Source organism: Aquabacter sediminis (assembly GCF_028863665.1).
Classification (GTDB): domain Bacteria; phylum Pseudomonadota; class Alphaproteobacteria; order Rhizobiales; family Xanthobacteraceae; genus L1I39.
This window is the reverse complement of record NZ_JARBFX010000001.1, coordinates 245,477-260,112: the sequence shown is the minus strand read 5'-3', so window position 1 is coordinate 260,112 and position 14,636 is coordinate 245,477. Positions and strand designations below refer to the sequence as shown.

General features: G+C 65.8%; 14 protein-coding genes and 1 pseudogene. 13 read left to right on the top strand and 2 right to left on the bottom strand.

All coding sequences use genetic code 11. From position 1 onward, the window contains the following. Nucleotides 1-36: 36 nt before the first annotated feature. Nucleotides 37-369, top strand: a pseudogene (locus tag PV781_RS01185) (IS110 family transposase); the annotation flags it as partial. Nucleotides 370-1,031: 662 nt separating this feature from the next. Here PV781_RS01185 and PV781_RS01180 read toward each other — a convergent pair. Then, a complete protein-coding gene (locus PV781_RS01180) occupies nucleotides 1,032-2,021 on the bottom strand; it encodes a LysR family transcriptional regulator (RefSeq protein WP_274773814.1) in 990 nt (329 codons plus the stop codon). A 154-nt stretch (nucleotides 2,022-2,175) separates the two neighbouring features. Between PV781_RS01180 and PV781_RS01175 the strand changes: the two genes are divergently transcribed. The 6 genes from PV781_RS01175 to PV781_RS01150 all read left to right on the top strand — a co-directional run bounded on the left by PV781_RS01175 (nucleotide 2,176) and on the right by PV781_RS01150 (nucleotide 8,001). Continuing rightward, entirely contained in the window at nucleotides 2,176-3,282 is a 1,107-nt protein-coding gene (locus PV781_RS01175; protein WP_274773813.1) for an ABC transporter ATP-binding protein, read from the top strand. A gap of 2 nt (nucleotides 3,283-3,284) precedes the next feature. After that, nucleotides 3,285-4,331 (top strand): ABC transporter substrate-binding protein, encoded by a 1,047-nt coding sequence (locus PV781_RS01170; protein WP_274773812.1) that lies wholly within the window; start codon nucleotides 3,285-3,287, stop codon nucleotides 4,329-4,331. Nucleotides 4,332-4,393: 62 nt separating this feature from the next. Further along, on the top strand, nucleotides 4,394-5,191 hold the full coding sequence (locus PV781_RS01165; RefSeq protein WP_274774147.1) for an ABC transporter permease: 798 nt from the start codon (nucleotides 4,394-4,396) through the stop codon (nucleotides 5,189-5,191). A 9-nt stretch (nucleotides 5,192-5,200) separates the two neighbouring features. Then, a complete protein-coding gene (locus PV781_RS01160; RefSeq protein WP_274773811.1) occupies nucleotides 5,201-6,004 on the top strand; it encodes an ABC transporter permease in 804 nt (267 codons plus the stop codon). 14 nt (nucleotides 6,005-6,018) lie between these two features. Next, nucleotides 6,019-6,897 (top strand): 2-oxo-4-hydroxy-4-carboxy-5-ureidoimidazoline decarboxylase, encoded by an 879-nt coding sequence (gene uraD / locus PV781_RS01155; protein WP_274773810.1) that lies wholly within the window; start codon nucleotides 6,019-6,021, stop codon nucleotides 6,895-6,897. A gap of 216 nt (nucleotides 6,898-7,113) precedes the next feature. After that, nucleotides 7,114-8,001 carry an AraC family transcriptional regulator gene (locus PV781_RS01150; protein ID WP_274773809.1) on the top strand — a complete coding sequence of 296 codons (888 nt, stop codon included), beginning with the start codon at nucleotides 7,114-7,116 and terminating at the stop codon, nucleotides 7,999-8,001. A gap of 51 nt (nucleotides 8,002-8,052) precedes the next feature. On the opposite strand, the gene PV781_RS01145 is transcribed toward PV781_RS01150, so the two are convergent. Continuing rightward, the gene (locus PV781_RS01145; RefSeq protein ID WP_274773808.1) at nucleotides 8,053-8,463 is read right to left on the bottom strand and encodes a winged helix-turn-helix transcriptional regulator; all 411 of its coding nucleotides are present in this window, start codon (nucleotides 8,461-8,463) and stop codon (nucleotides 8,053-8,055) included. 185 nt (nucleotides 8,464-8,648) lie between these two features. Between PV781_RS01145 and PV781_RS01140 the strand changes: the two genes are divergently transcribed. The 6 genes from PV781_RS01140 (at nucleotide 8,649) to PV781_RS01115 (ending at nucleotide 14,592) form a co-directional block, all read left to right on the top strand. Then, a complete protein-coding gene (locus tag PV781_RS01140; protein ID WP_274773807.1) occupies nucleotides 8,649-9,485 on the top strand; it encodes an alpha/beta fold hydrolase in 837 nt (278 codons plus the stop codon). 76 nt (nucleotides 9,486-9,561) lie between these two features. Beyond that, the gene (locus PV781_RS01135) at nucleotides 9,562-10,299 is read left to right on the top strand and encodes an alpha/beta fold hydrolase (RefSeq protein ID WP_274773806.1); all 738 of its coding nucleotides are present in this window, start codon (nucleotides 9,562-9,564) and stop codon (nucleotides 10,297-10,299) included. Next, entirely contained in the window at nucleotides 10,296-10,568 is a 273-nt protein-coding gene (locus PV781_RS01130) for a XapX domain-containing protein (protein WP_274773805.1), read from the top strand. Before PV781_RS01135 ends, PV781_RS01130 begins: the two co-directional genes overlap by 4 nt. A gap of 97 nt (nucleotides 10,569-10,665) precedes the next feature. After that, nucleotides 10,666-12,543, top strand: coding sequence for an amidohydrolase (locus PV781_RS01125; protein WP_274773804.1), 1,878 nt, complete (start codon nucleotides 10,666-10,668; stop codon nucleotides 12,541-12,543). 1 nt (nucleotide 12,544) lies between these two features. Next, nucleotides 12,545-12,964, top strand: a complete 420-nt coding sequence (locus PV781_RS01120; protein WP_274773803.1) for a DoxX family protein — start codon at nucleotides 12,545-12,547, stop codon at nucleotides 12,962-12,964. Beyond that, the gene (locus tag PV781_RS01115; RefSeq protein ID WP_274773802.1) at nucleotides 12,961-14,592 is read left to right on the top strand and encodes an MFS transporter; all 1,632 of its coding nucleotides are present in this window, start codon (nucleotides 12,961-12,963) and stop codon (nucleotides 14,590-14,592) included. The genes PV781_RS01120 and PV781_RS01115 overlap by 4 nt, the downstream gene beginning before the upstream one ends. Nucleotides 14,593-14,636 lie beyond the last annotated feature (44 nt).

Here is a 14,636-nt window from a genome sequence, read left to right as displayed (position 1 = left end):
GGCAGCGCCGTGGTGGCGCTTTCAAGGGAGGGGCACATGCCAGATGTTCATGTCCTTGCGATCGACCTGGCCAAGCGGAGTTTCCAGGTCTGCGGCACGGATCGGGGCGGGGCGGTTCTGTTCAACCGGACGGTGTCCCGCGCGAAGCTGATCCAACTGTTGAGCGCGCAGCCGCCTTGCATCGTGGCGATGGAGGCCTGCGCAACGAGCCATTATTGGGGCCGCGTCGCTCAAGGCCTTGGACGCCACGTGCGGCTGGTTCCGCCGATCTACGTGAAGCCCTTTGTGAAGCGGCAGAAGAATGATGCCGCTGACGCGGCCGCGATCGCCGAAGCCGCGCTGCGTCCGAACATGCATTGCGTCGCGGTTTGAAAAGTCATGGCTGCATGGGAAAGCACGTACCCTCGCACGCCAGCAACCGCGAACGCGAAATGCCATATCGAAAATACGAAAGTCATGTTGAATTTCGCGTCGTCCGACTTGAGGTGGTCCCCATACAATCAAAGCCACACGCTGCGCAATTCGTTCGATCTCGCGCGCAACATGGGGCGGCGAGCGATTTCATAGTGCTATAGCGAAAACGTAGTGATCATCACTATCGGACGCGGCCCGCCATTTGCCTGTTGCAGGCTTTTCCATACCCTGCCAAAAGTGTTGAAATTCCTGGATTTTGTTTCGCAGAGCGTCTCCAAAAGCGCAGCGAAAATCCTTTCAATCCCGGTTCGGTGTCAGCGTTAAGGCTGCGGCTGGGGCAATGGCGCCTGACGTTGCCTAAGCTTCGATCGAGCGGTGAGTTCGGCTGAGCGACTTTTGCGTGGCGGGCCAGTGACAGGTTCCGCCTAGCGTGGAAGGTTGCAGCGAAGGTTGACCGCATACGCGATCATCACGGTGGACGCATGCACTATGGCGGCGACAACAAACCATGCTGGTCACAGGCGGAAAAGCCAGGCTGCGGCGAGACGTCTGGCCGCCGACCTGATTTCGGCGCCAGCCTCTCGCAAAGAACGCGAGCCGGTGCAGCGATCGATGGATCAGGGGGAGGAAGGGCCGGATGGCCTGACCAGTCTTTCGTTCGCAAGGCTTGCTGATGCGGCGGCGGCGCAGCGCACGTCCGCGATCACGCCGGTGATCAGCGTCTCCAGCGCCTCTGCCACGATGCGCCCCACTCGCGTCAGGGGCTTGCGGCCGTCCATGGCAATGCTCACCATCTGGGGCTCCGCGCCCTTGTCGCGTACGGGGCGGAAGACCAGCGTTCCTTCAATCAACTCCGGGGCGGCGTCCAATTCCGAGGTGAAGGCCACATAGCCCTTCTCGCGGGCCAGGATCTTCACGAGCTGGAGCGAATTGGTCTCCACGGTCTTTCGGTCCTGCGTGAACAGCCAGCCGTGGCGCGCCTCCAGATAGCGCCGGATCATCAGCGCGCGGCTCTGGAGCACGATTGGGTGTGCCACCACCTCCTGGAGGCTGAGGGACGGTCGGCGCGCCAGGGGATGATCGGGCGCGATCACGCAACCGAAGGGCAGCTCGGCCGACCACATGACGTGAATGTCGCGCCGCGGCGACAGGTTGAAGACGGCGGCGATGTCCGCTTCGCCCGCCGTGAGGGCCGCCACGGCGGCATCGGTGCTGGCCACTTCCACGTCGAGCGAAATGCGGGGATGGCGGACGTCCAGATGCGCGATCAGGGCAGGCAGGATGCCGTTCACGTGGCTGTCCATGGCCACCACCCGCACATGGCCCTGATTGATGCCCTGGAGCTGGCGCAGTTCGGCGGCGGCGCGGCGCTCATCGGCCATCCACCGGCGCGCCAAGGTCACGATCGCATCCCCCGCCGGCGTGAGGCGCATACCCTTGGACACGCGCTCGAACAGCGGAACGCCCAGCGTTTCCTCCAGCTGGAGCACCTGCCGGTTGATGGCAGAGGCGGCGACGTTCAGGTCCTTCGCGGCGCGCTGGATGGAGCCGGAGCGGGCGACCTGCTCGGCATAGCGCAGGGCGGCGGGAACGAGGGAGGCCGGCACTGTCGTCTCCATGCGCATTTTGCGTATGGAAAAGTATCAAATCTGCGATGGACGGCAATGCCTCGGGGGATAACACTCCGGATGCGCGAAATGGATACGCGCCATCACTGATCCAGAGGCTGATCCTCAATCAGGCGCTCACGAGGCCGGGACTATGAGCCAATCCGCCGGGCATGCCTTGACCCTTCGCGGCATTTCCCATGCCTTCGGCGCCGTGGTGGCGGCCAATGCCATCGATCTGGATATCCGACCCGGCGAGTTGGTGTCGCTGCTCGGCCCCTCCGGTTGCGGCAAGACCACGCTGCTGAAGATCATCGCCGGCTTCCTTCGGCAGACCGCCGGGGATGTGCTGGTGGATGGCGTGTCCATCTCAAACCTGCCCACCAACCAACGGCGCATCGGCATCGTCTTCCAGAACTACGCGCTCTTCCCGCACATGAGCGTGGCGCAGAACATCGCCTATGGCCCAGTGGCGGCGGGATGGCCAAAGGCGGAAGTGGCTGCCGTCGTTGCCGAGATGCTCGACGTGGTTCAGATGGCCGCCTTCCGGGATCGGCTCCCCCGTGAATTGTCGGGCGGCCAGCAGCAGCGCGTGGCGCTGGCCCGCTGCCTCGCCATCCGCCCCAAGATCCTCCTGCTGGACGAACCGTTCAGCGCCCTCGACAAGAATCTGCGCCTCGACATGCAGATCGAGATCAAGCGCCTGCAGCGCCAGTCCGGCATCACCACTGTGATGGTGACCCACGACCAGGAGGAGGCGCTTGGCATGTCCGACCGGATCGCCGTTCTCTCGCGCGGCAATCTGGAGCAGTTCGCCAGCCCTTCCGATATCTATGACCGCCCGGCCTCACTGTTCGTCAACACCTTCGTCGGCACCGCCAACCTCATTCCCGGGGAGATCGCTGCCCTCGGCCCCAACGGCGCGGCGGTGCGGCTGGCGGAGGGAAGCCTCATCGAAACCGGCCGTCCGACGCAGCTTGCCGTCGGCTCCCGCGTCCTGGTGGCGCTGCGTCCGGAAGGGCTGCGCGTGAGTGCTCAAGGCGGGAATGGCGCGCTCGCCGCGCGCGTCACGGCCGTCATGCCCATCGGGCCCTCCTTGATCTACGAGGCGGTACTTGCGGATGGGACCGCCGTGAAGGTGGTTCAGGAGCGGGACGACGAGGGTCCGCTCACGGGCGCCGTGTTCCTCCATCTCAAGCCCAACCGCATCAGCGGCCTGTTTGCGGATCTTCCAGCCGACACCCAGAAAAAGGGGAACTGACCATGACCTTCGAGATGTCCCGCCGGGGCTTCCTCGCCTCCGCTTCCGCCGCAGCCGGGCTCGCCATGCTGCCGCGCGGCGCCTTTGCCGCAGACGAACTGGTGGCAGCCACCTTCGGCGGCACCTGGGCCAATGTGCAGAAGCAGATTCTCGCGCCTTATTTCACCAAGCGCACCGGCGCCAGCGTGGTGCAGTCCCCCATGCTGGCCACCGAGCAGATCGCCAAGCTCACCGCAGCCAAGGGGAACCAGCCCCCCTTCGACGTGGCGATGCTGGATGAGGGGCCGGCGCTGGAGGCGATCGATGCCGGTCTGATCGCCAAGTACGACCCGGCAAAGTCGCCCAACTTCGCCGCCCTGAACCCGCAGTTCCAGGGCGCCTACGGCCCGGCCATCACCATGCAGGCCATCGGCATCGCCTATAATCCCAAGACGGTGAAGACGCCGCCCACCTCCTGGGACGACCTGTGGAAGCCGGAGTTCAAGGGGCGCGTCGGTATCACCTCGCTCGCCTCCACCCTGGGCCTTGCCTTCCTGCTCGACATCAACCGCCTTGCCGGCGGCACCGAGGCGAACATGGAGCCGGGTTTCAAGAAGCTGAAGACGCTGCTGCCCAACCTTGCCGCCGTCTCCGCAAATTTCGGCGCCCATGGCGCACTGTTTCAGCAGGGTGAGATCGACATCGGCGTGCAGAACTTCAACTTCGCCGAGGAACTCAAAGCCAAAGGCGTGCCGATCGAATTCGTCCGCGTCAATACCGGCACCCCAGCCTGGAAGACCACCATGCACGTGGTCGCCGGAGCCCTGAAGCCGGACCTCGCTTATGCCTATGTGGACAGCCAGATCTCGCCCGAAGTGCAAAGTGAGATGCAGAAGTCTCCGTGGAATGTCATCCCCACCAGCAGCAAGGTGCCCTATGGAGGGCTGGTGGCCGAGAAGATCGCGAAGAGCCCGGCGGACCTCGACAAGATGGTGTTCTTCGACTGGAAAGTGGTGAACCAGAACCGCGCGGCGTGGACCCAGCAGTTCAACCGCGACATCAGGGTCTGACCGTGTCCGGCACCGCGTTCTCCCCTTCCAGAGACTGGGCGCTCGCGGTGCCGCTGGCGGCCATGTTCGCACTGTTCTTCATCGCCCCCCTCGGCCTCTTGGTTTCCATCAGCTTCCAGGCGGACCGGCAGATGACCGGTGCGCTGGGCATCGGGCAGTATTCCGCCTTCCTGGGCGACAGCCTGAACCTTGCCGTGCTGCGCGACACGCTTCTGGTGGGCGTGAAGGCGACGGGGCTCTGCCTCGTCTTCGGCTATCCGCTGGCCTGGCTATGCACGCGGGTGCCGGCCCGGTGGCAGGCGGCGCTCATCTTCCTGATCGTGCTGCCCATCGTCACCAGCGTGGTGGTTCGCACCTTTGCCTGGATCGTGATCCTGGGGCGCCATGGCATCGTCAACGAGGCGATCCTGGCGCTCGGGCTTTCCGCCCAACCGCTGCGCCTCCTGTTCAGCGAGACCGGTGTGGTCATCGTGCTGGCGCAGGTGCAGATGCCGCTGATGGTGCTCCCGCTCATCACCACGCTTCAGCGCATGGACCCAAATCTTGAAAGCGCCTCGCAGGCGCTTGGAGCCGGCGCCTGGCGGACTTTCTTCAAAGTCACCTTGCCCCTGTCCTTGCCGGGGATCATCGCCGGCACCATCCTGACCTATACGGCCTGCGTCACCGCCTTCGTGACCCAGTCGCTCATTGGCGGCTCGCGGCTCCTCTACATGCCCATGTTGATCTTCCAGCAGGCCATGGACCTGCAGAACTGGCCCTTCGCCGCGGCCGTCTCGGTGATCTTCATGGCGTCCGTCCTTCTCATCGTTGCCATGCTGGTCGCGCTCTCGCGCAGCCGTGCGGCCCGGCTCTACGGCTAGGAGGCGATCATGGTGCGCGACTGGCAAACCCTCTCCTTCAACGCCCTGTTCGGTCTGATCGCCCTCATCTGCGTCATCGTTCTGGCGGGACCGACGCTGGTTATCCTCATCCTGTCCTTCACGGGCGAGGAGGCGCTGCATTTTCCTCCCACCAGCTATTCGTTCCGCTGGTACGTGGCCCTGCTGGCCGCCAACGAGTTGCAGGCGGCGCTGTGGGTCAGCCTGAAAGTGGCGGCCATCAGCGTGACGGTCTGCGTCGTTCTCGGGGTGGCGGCGGCCTTGGCCATCGTCCGCAGCACCGGGGCCATGGCGCGGGTGCTGGAGACCGTGTTCATGTCTCCGCTCATCCTGCCGGCGCTCGCCTTCGGATTTGCCGCCCTGATGCTGTTTTCCATGCTGGGCATGCGGCCTTCCATCCTGACGCTCGCCATCGGCCACATCATCGTGTGCGTGCCGTTTGTGCTGCGCACCACGCTGGCGAGCCTGATGCAACTGGACCCGGCGCTGATCGATGCCTCCCGCAGCCTCGGGGCGTCCGGGCTTCACACCTTCCGCACGGTGACACTTCCCCTCATCAGCCGGGGGGTGGCCTCCGGGGCCTTCATCGCCTTCATGGCGTCCTTCGACAATGTGCCGGTCTCGCTCTTCCTCCAGGATGCGCGCACCCAGGTCCTGCCCATCTATCTGTGGGACATCATCCAGAACCAGTTGGACAGCCGCGCCGCGTCCGCCTGCGGGGTCATCATCATCGCGACCGTTCTGCTGATGGTGGCGATGGAGCGGCTCGCCGGCTTTTCACGCTTCATGAAATGATCCGGGAGAGGACTGTGCCGAGCGACCTCATCAGCCTTGACGCCCTGAACGCCATGCCGGCGGGGGAGTTCTGCGCATGCCTCGGCCCGGTGTTCGAGAACGCGCCGTGGGTGGCCGCGGCGGCTGCGGTAAACCGGCCCTTTGCCAGTCTCACGGCGCTGCACAAGGTGATGATGGGGGAGATCGCCGCCCTGTCGGCAGACCGTCTGGCCCGCTTCCTGAGCGGACACCCGCGTCTTTCCGCCGAGACCCTGCGGCGCGGCACGACGGCGGAATCTACAGCCGAGCAGACGGCCATCGGCCTTCACGGCCTCGACGACGCCTTGAGTGCGCAGCTCGACAAGCTGAACGGCGCCTATGAGGCGCGGTTCGGCTTTCCCTTTATCCTGGCTGTGCGAAAGGCCTCTCTGGCGACATTGTTTGCCACCTTCGAACGACGCCTCGCCGCGAGCCCGGATGCGGAGCGCGCGGAGGCGCTGGCGGAGGTGGCAGCCATTTCCTGGATGCGCCTGCTGGACCGCGTGCAGGCGGCACCGACCGGCGGCGTGTCGACTCACGTGCTCGACACGGTGCGGGCCGCCCCCGCGGGGGGCCTCGGCGTGGAGCTGTGGCGGAGGGAAAACAACGGGGACATGACTCGCATCCTGTCCTTCGTCACCAACGATAACGGCGCTTGCGACGGGACCCTGCTGGAAGGCGGCCACCTCGCCGCCGGCACCTATGAATGGCGCTACGACACGTCCACCTACTTCGCCCGCCACGGCTATTCCACGCCGGCCCGAAGCTATCTGGGCAAGGTGCAGGTGGCCTTCACCGTCTGGAACCCGGAGGAGCACTTCCACGTGCCCCTGCTTCTCTCCCCGGGATCCTACACAACATATCGGGGAAGCTGAGCTTGCGGCGGGCAGTGAGCCTATCGACGGATCGAGAATGGTCTGATCCCAGGGCGGCTGCTTTTTACGCGCTTCATGTCGCTGTTGACCGGCACACCGGTTCTGCTTTTTCGCGCAAATGGTCCGGTGGACGCTTTCAGCGGACCTGATGCTGTTCACGCCGGTGCCGTGAAATTCAATTGACAAGCAGACCGGGCTGCGGCGCAAATCAGGTTCATGTCCGCCCAAAGCGATGTGCCGCGCCACCAAGCCTCGCTCGACAGCCTCGGCTGCGACATGACCGTTCTTGCCCGCAACGAACGGCTTCAGGCCGGCCAAGCGGTGGTGATGCGCAAGACGTGCCAGCAGCCACTTGGCCGGGTCGCCACGGCCGAGAGCGCGCAAGGGGCGTTGATCGGTGTTTCCCTGTCTGGGCATCACCGGCGCGCGATCATTGTGGATGGCCGCGAGAAACTCTTCACCTTCCAACCGGGCCAGATCTATCTGCGCCACTTCAGCGAGCCCTACAAAGCGGACCTGCAGACAGCCTTCGACTTTCTGCTCGTCGAAATTCCCTACGACAATCCCGTGGACGAGTGGCCGGAGGCGCGAACGCTTTCTGCCCTGCCGCGCCTGCAGGCGGAGACCGATCCGGTGCTGCCCCATCTGGCGGCGGCGCTCCTGCCGAGCCTGTCGGAGGCCAGCCTCGTCTCGACCCTGTTCGTGGACCAGATGGTGCTCGCCATGCAGGCCCATCTGGTCGGCCGCTTCGGCACCGTTCCACCGCCACGCCATAAGCCGCTTCTGTCACACAGGCAGGAGGCGCGCGCCAAGGAGCTGCTCGCCAGCCATCTCGACGGGGATATCCTGGTCGGTGACGTCGCGGCGGCATGCGGCATGTCCCGGAGTGCCTTCATGCGCGGCTTCCGCGCGACGACCGGAACCACCCCCATGCAGTGGCTGACTTCGCTGCGCGTCGAGACCGCCAAGAAGCTCCTGGAAGGCAGCGACCTGCCCCTGGCTGAAATCGGGGCGCGATGCGGCTTCGCCGATCAAAGCCATTTCAGCCGGGCTTTTTCTGCCCGGACGGGGATTTCGCCCGGCGCCTGGCGTCGCGGGGCCTGAGGCCGGGGCAAACTGGGGCTGTACGATAAGGCAAAAGGCCGGGACGATCGTTCAAGACCCGGACTTCTCCTTTTGGCCAATTGGGGGGCGGCCGGCCGACATCAGGCTCTCGCTTCTGGTGAGAGCGGCGTCGACCGCCAGACCCGAGGCCGTCAGGGAGTATTCCACATGCAGCACGCGCCCGCTGAGGTCGCGGCGCTCCACATAGCCTCCGGCTTCCAACGCCTTAAGCCGCGCCGACAGAACCCGGGCCGAAAGACCTGGTGGCAGATGCCGGCGCAGGGCGCCAAAGCGCAACGCGCCATGCCGCGCGAGCGCGAGGACGATATGGCTCGTCCATTCCTGCGCGAAAAATTTCAGGAACCCGTCAGCGGCGCAGGCGGCCGGGCCACCGGGGTGCACAGCCTCGGTCTCGCCCTCGTCCGGGCCCGGTATCTGCGAGGTAACTAATGGCTTCTGCATGGCGGGCTCGCTAAGATGTCTGAGACACGTTGTTTCAAGCACATACGGGCTCTGGAAGCTAATAGGAACTTCGATAGCCGGAGTTTCAGCATGCTTGCGTGCTGTCAATAGCCATTCTAGCGCCCGGATATCCCTCCCGGCGACTCAATTCGCATCCCAAAAGCTTCAGAATGGAAGGGCTCATCATGCCATTCGTCAAGACTGTGGACGGCGTCGAGATTTTCTACAAGGATTTCGGCGCGAAGGACGCGCAGCCCATCATGTTTCATCACGGATGGCCATTGTCCTCCGATGACTGGGACGCGCAGATCTTGTTTTTCCTCGGCAAGGGCTATCGCGTTGTCGCGCATGACCGCCGGGGCCATGGCCGCTCCGCCCATGTCTGGCAGGGCCACGACATGGATCATTACGCGGCCGACGCCTTCGCCGTGGTCGAGGCGCTCGACCTGCGCAATGCAGTCCATATCGGCCATTCGACCGGAGGCGGCGAGGTCGCCCGCTATGTGGCCAAGCATGGCGAGCCTGCCGGCCGGGTCGCCAAGGCCGTGCTCGTCAGCGCCGTGCCGCCCCTGATGCTGAAGACCGAAGCCAATCCGGGCGGCTTGCCGCTGGAGGTGTTCGACAGCTTCCGCAAGGCCACGGCGGACAACCGCGCGCAGTTCTTTCTCGACGTGCCGGCCGGGCCCTTCTACGGCTTCAATCGCGAGGGCGCCAAGACCTTTCCGGGCGTCGTGCAGAACTGGTGGCGGCAGGGCATGATGGGCAGCGCCGTCGCCCATTACGAGGGCATCAAGGCCTTCTCCGAGACGGACCAGACGGAAGACCTGAAGTCCATCGGCGTTCCCACCCTCGTGCTCCACGGCGAGGATGACCAGATCGTGCCGATCGATGCGTCGGCACGCGCCTCGGTCAAGCTGCTGCGCAACGGCACGCTCAAGACCTATCCCGGCTTCAGCCACGGCATGCTGACCGTGAATGCCGACGTCCTGAACGCCGATCTTCTCGCCTTCATCCAGGGCTGAACGAAACGCAGGGGCCGGCCCCGCTTCATCCGGGACCGGCCTTCCTCTCGGAATCGTTGGAAGAGGGGCTTTGGCCATGACGACCCAATCCACGCACCCCGTCACCGTCGTGTTCGTCCATGGAGCGTGGGCCGATGGCTCGAGCTGGCGGAGCGTCATCGCGCGTCTCATCGCGGATGGGATCGACGTCGTCGCCGTGCAGAATCCGACCAGTTCGCTTGCCGACGATGTCGCTGCCACGCGCGCCACGCTTGCCGGAGTTGCCGGCCCGGTGGTTCTCGTCGGCCATAGCTGGGGCGGTACGGTCATCACCGAGGCGGGAAACGACCCGAAAGTTGCAGCCCTCGTCTATGTGGCAGCTTTCGCTCCCGATGTCGGCCAGTCGACCGGGGATCAGGTCGGTGCATATCCGGCGCCTCCGGGGCTGTCGGGCATCTCGGACGATGGCACGGGCCGCCTGCGCATGAGCGTCGAAAGCTGGATCGAAAACGTGGCGCAGGACCTGCCGGCCGATGAGGCACGGGTTCTGGCGGCAATAGCGCCGCCTTTGGGCGCGACCACCTTCGGCGACAAGATCACCAGCGCGGCATGGAAAAGCCGTCCGAACTGGTATGTGGTTTCTCGCGATGATCGCGCGGTCGATGTAGCGCTCCAGCGCGCCTTGGCGGCGCGGATGTCGGCCCGCACGACGGAGCTCTCTGCCAGCCACATGGCTCTGCTTTCCCAGCCGGATGCCGTGGCCGGTGTGATCAAGGACGCGGTCGCAAGCATCGCCGGCGGTGCAAATTCGGCCCTCAATCCGGTGGTATCATGAAGATCTACCTGATGTCGCTCGGCGCCGGCCTGCTGGTCGGCGTGATCTATAGCCTCATCAATGTCCGGTCGCCGGCCCCGCCGGTGATCGCTCTGGTGGGACTGTTCGGCATTCTCGTCGGCGAGCAATTGCCGCCGCTGGTGAAGGGCCTATGGGCCAAGGCCCCGGCCTCGCAGTCCTGGCAGCGCCAGGTGAAGCCCCATGTCTTCGGGCATCTTCCGGCCGGGACGCACCAGGGGTCCGCCACGGACGAGGGCGACAAAGGCTGATACCGGCCCGACGCAGCGGGCCGGGCGGGCTCGCCGCGCCCGGCTTCCACCCCCGACCTTGTCACCAAACCAATTCTCGGCATCCGGAGGAAACGCGATGTCCGCCGACCTGATCCTTCACAGCGGGCTGATCACCACGCTCGACCGCACCAATCCCACGGCCAGCGCTGTTGCGATCCGCGCGGGGCGCTTTCTCGCCGTCGGCCGCGAAGCCGAGGTGATGGCACATGCCGGCCCCGACACGAAAATCGTCGACCTGAAGGGCAAGCGCGTGCTGCCCGGGCTCATCGACAACCATCTGCACATCATTCGCGGCGGTCTGAACTTCAACATGGAGCTGCGTTGGGACGGGGTACGCTCCCTCGCCGACGCCATGTCGATGCTGAAGCGCCAGGTCGCGGTGACGCCGCCGCCGCAATGGGTGCGCGTCGTCGGCGGCTTCACGGAGCACCAATTCGCCGAGAAGCGGCTGCCGACGATCGAGGAGCTGAACGCGGTCGCGCCCGACACGCCGGTCTTCATCCTGCATCTCTACGACCGGGCGCTCCTGAACGGTGCCGCCTTGCGGGCGGTGGGCTATACGAAGGATACGCCAAACCCGCCCGGCGGCGAGATCACCCGCGACGCCAATGGCAATCCGACCGGCCTCCTGCTGGCGCGGCCGAACGCTGGCATCCTCTACGCCACTTTGGCCAAGGGGCCGAAGCTGCCCTTCGACTACCAGTTGAATTCGACCCGGCATTTCATGCGCGAGCTCAATCGACTCGGCGTAACCGGTGCAATCGATGCCGGCGGCGGCTTCCAGAACTATCCTGATGATTATGCCGTCATCCAAAAGCTCGCCGACGAAAATCTGCTGACCATCCGCCTCGCCTACAACCTGTTCACGCAGAAACCGAAGCAGGAGAAGGACGACTTCCTCAACTGGACGAAGACCTCGAAGTACAAGCAGGGCGACGACTACTTCCGCCACAACGGGGCCGGCGAGATGCTGGTGTTCTCGGCGGCCGATTTCGAGGATTTCCGCGAGCCGCGCCCCGACATGCCCCCCGAGATGGAAGGCGACCTGGAAGGCGTCGTGCGCATCCTGGCCGAGAACCGCTGGCCCTGGCGCCTGCACGCGACCTATGACGAGACGATCTCGCGGGCGCTCGACGTGTTCGAAAAGGTCGACCAGGACATCCCGCTCAAGGGGCTGAACTGGTTCTTCGACCATGCCGAGACGATTTCGGAACGGTCCATCGACCGCATCGCGGCCCTCGGCGGCGGCGTCGCCGTCCAGCACCGCATGGCCTATCAAGGCGAGTACTTCGTCGAACGCTACGGCCTTGGTGCAGCCGAGGCGACGCCGCCGGTGGCGCGGATGCTCGAAAAGGGCATCAAGACCTCGGCCGGTACGGATGCGACACGCGTCGCCTCCTACAATCCCTGGGTCTCGCTCGCCTGGCTGATCACGGGCCGGACCGTCGGAGGGCTGCGGATCACGCCGCAGCGCAACTGCCTCGACCGTGAGACGGCGCTCAGGATGTGGACCGAGAACGTCACCTGGTTCTCCAACGAGGAGGGCAAGAAGGGCCGCATCGTCGCCGGCCAGCTCGCCGATCTGATCGTGCCCGACCGCGACTTCTTCGCCTGCGCCGAGGACGAGATCTCGCACATCACCGCAGAGATGACGATCGTGGGCGGGAAAATCGTCTATGGCGCCGGTGGCTTCGCCGGCCTTGACGAGAGCGCCCCCCCGCCGGCCATGCCGGACTGGTCGCCGGTCCGCACCTTCAAGGGCTATGCCGCCTGGGGCGAGCCGGACGGGGCCGGCAAGAACTCCCTGCGCCGCATGGCGATGGCCCAATGTGGGTGCGCCAGCGCCTGCAATGTCCATGGTCACGATCATGCCGGCGCCTGGTCACGCAAGCTGCCGATCTCGGATCTGAAGAGCTTCTGGGGTGCGCTGGGCTGCGCCTGCTGGGCGGTCTGAGATGTCGGGGACCGCTCATGCCGTCTCGCGCATCGGCATGCTGCGCTGGTGCGCGGTGCTGCTGCTCTGCGCGGCCTACATTCAGGGGCCGATCACAAAGCTCCTCGATTTTCCCGGCGCCCTTGCCGAGATGGAGCATTTCGGCCTGAGGCCGGCGCCGCTTTTCGCCATCGGCGTCATCGTCTTCGAACTTGCCATGTGCGCGCTGATCCTGATCGGCCGCTGGCGGGGCCTCGCCGCGCTGGCGCTTGCGGCCTTCACGCTCGCCGCGACCTTCGTCGCATTGCGCTTCTGGGAAATGCCGGCGGGACAGGGCCGGACCATGGCGGCCAACGCCTTCTTCGAGCATCTCGGGCTGACGGGCGGCTTCCTGCTCGTGGCGCTGGATGATCGCGCCCGCAGGGAAAGGGCCTCGCGATGAGCACCAGCATCCCGCCGGCTCCGGCATCGGGGTTCGCCCCGCTCCGGCAGAAGGTTTTCGCCGTCCTCTGGGCGGCGACCATCATCGGCAATATCGGCTCCTTCATGCGCGATGTGGCCAGCGCCTGGCTGGTGACGGACCTGTCAGGGGCACCGGCGGCCGTGGCGCTGGTGCAGGCGGCGGCGACGCTGCCGGTCTTCCTGCTGGCGATCCCCGCCGGCGTGCTCGCCGACATCCTCGACCGGCGCCGGTTCCTCATCGCGATCCAGCTCCTGCTCGGCTGCGTCAGCCTCGGCTTGATGGCGCTTTCGCTTTCCGGGATGCTCAACGTGAGCGCGCTCGTGGCGTTGACCTTTCTCGGGGGGATCGGCGGGGCCCTGATGGGACCCACCTGGCAGGCGATCGTGCCTGAACTGGTCGAGAAGCCCGACCTGAAGAACGCGGTCGCGCTCAACTCGCTCGGCATCAACATCGCGCGCGCCATTGGACCGGCCCTGGGTGGCCTCATCCTGGCCGGCTTGGGCGCCGGGCTCACTTACGGCGCCGACGTTCTGAGCTATGTGGTCGTGATCGGGGCGCTGCTCTGGTGGCGCCGCGCCGCGGGCGCGGACGATGCCTTGAGCGAGCGCTTTGCCGGGGCCTTCCGCGCGGGACTGCGCTATGCGCGGGCGAGCCGCGAGTTGCACGTGGTGCTGTTGCGCGCTGCCATCTTCTTCGCCTGTGCCAGCGCCGTCTGGGCACTGCTGCCGCTGGTGGCGCGCAACCTTTTGGGCGGCGGCGCGGGCTTCTACGGTATCCTCCTCGGCGCGGTGGGCGCCGGCGCCATCGGCGGGGCGGTGCTGCTGCCCCGACTGCGTGCCCGGCTTGATGCCGATGGGCTGCTGCTGCTCTCGGCGGTGGTGACCGCGGCCGTGATGGCGGCCTTGACCTTGGCGCCGCCACAAACCGTCGCGGTCCTCTTCCTGCTGTTCCTCGGCGCGGCCTGGATCGTCGCCTTGACCACGCTCAATGGCGTCGCCCAGGCCATTCTTCCCAATTGGGTGCGCGGACGGGCCTTGGCGGTCTATCTCACCGTCTTCAACGGCGCGATGACGGCGGGCAGCCTCGGCTGGGGCGCCATCGCAGAGGCCGCGGGGCTGCGGGGCACGCTGCTGATCAGCGCCGGCGCCTTGCTCCTTGCCGGCTTTGTCATGCATCGCGTCAAGCTGCCGGCGGGCGAGGCCGACCTCGCACCGTCCAACCATTGGCCCGAGCCCCTGACGGCGAGCGAGATCGAGCACGACCGCGGCCCCGTGCTGATCCTGATCGAGTATCGCGTGCCGCAGCCCGATCGCGGGGCATTCCTGCGGGCGATCCATGCGCTCTCGACCGAGCGACGGCGCGACGGCGCTTATGCCTGGGGCGTTACCGAAGATGCCGCCGACCCCGATAAATTGGTCGAGTGGTTCCTGGTGTCCTCCTGGGCCGAGCATATGCGCCAGCACCGCCGCGTCTCCAAGGCCGATGCCGATCTTCAGGACAGCGTGCGGCGCTTTCACATCGGCGCGGAAGGCCCGGTGGTGCGTCATTTCCTTCATGTCGAGCCACCGAAGCCGGCGGGGGCCGGGGAAGAGGAGGCTGTGCCGTGAGAGGACCGTTCGATCGGCTCAAGGCGCTGCGCCCACCGACGCCG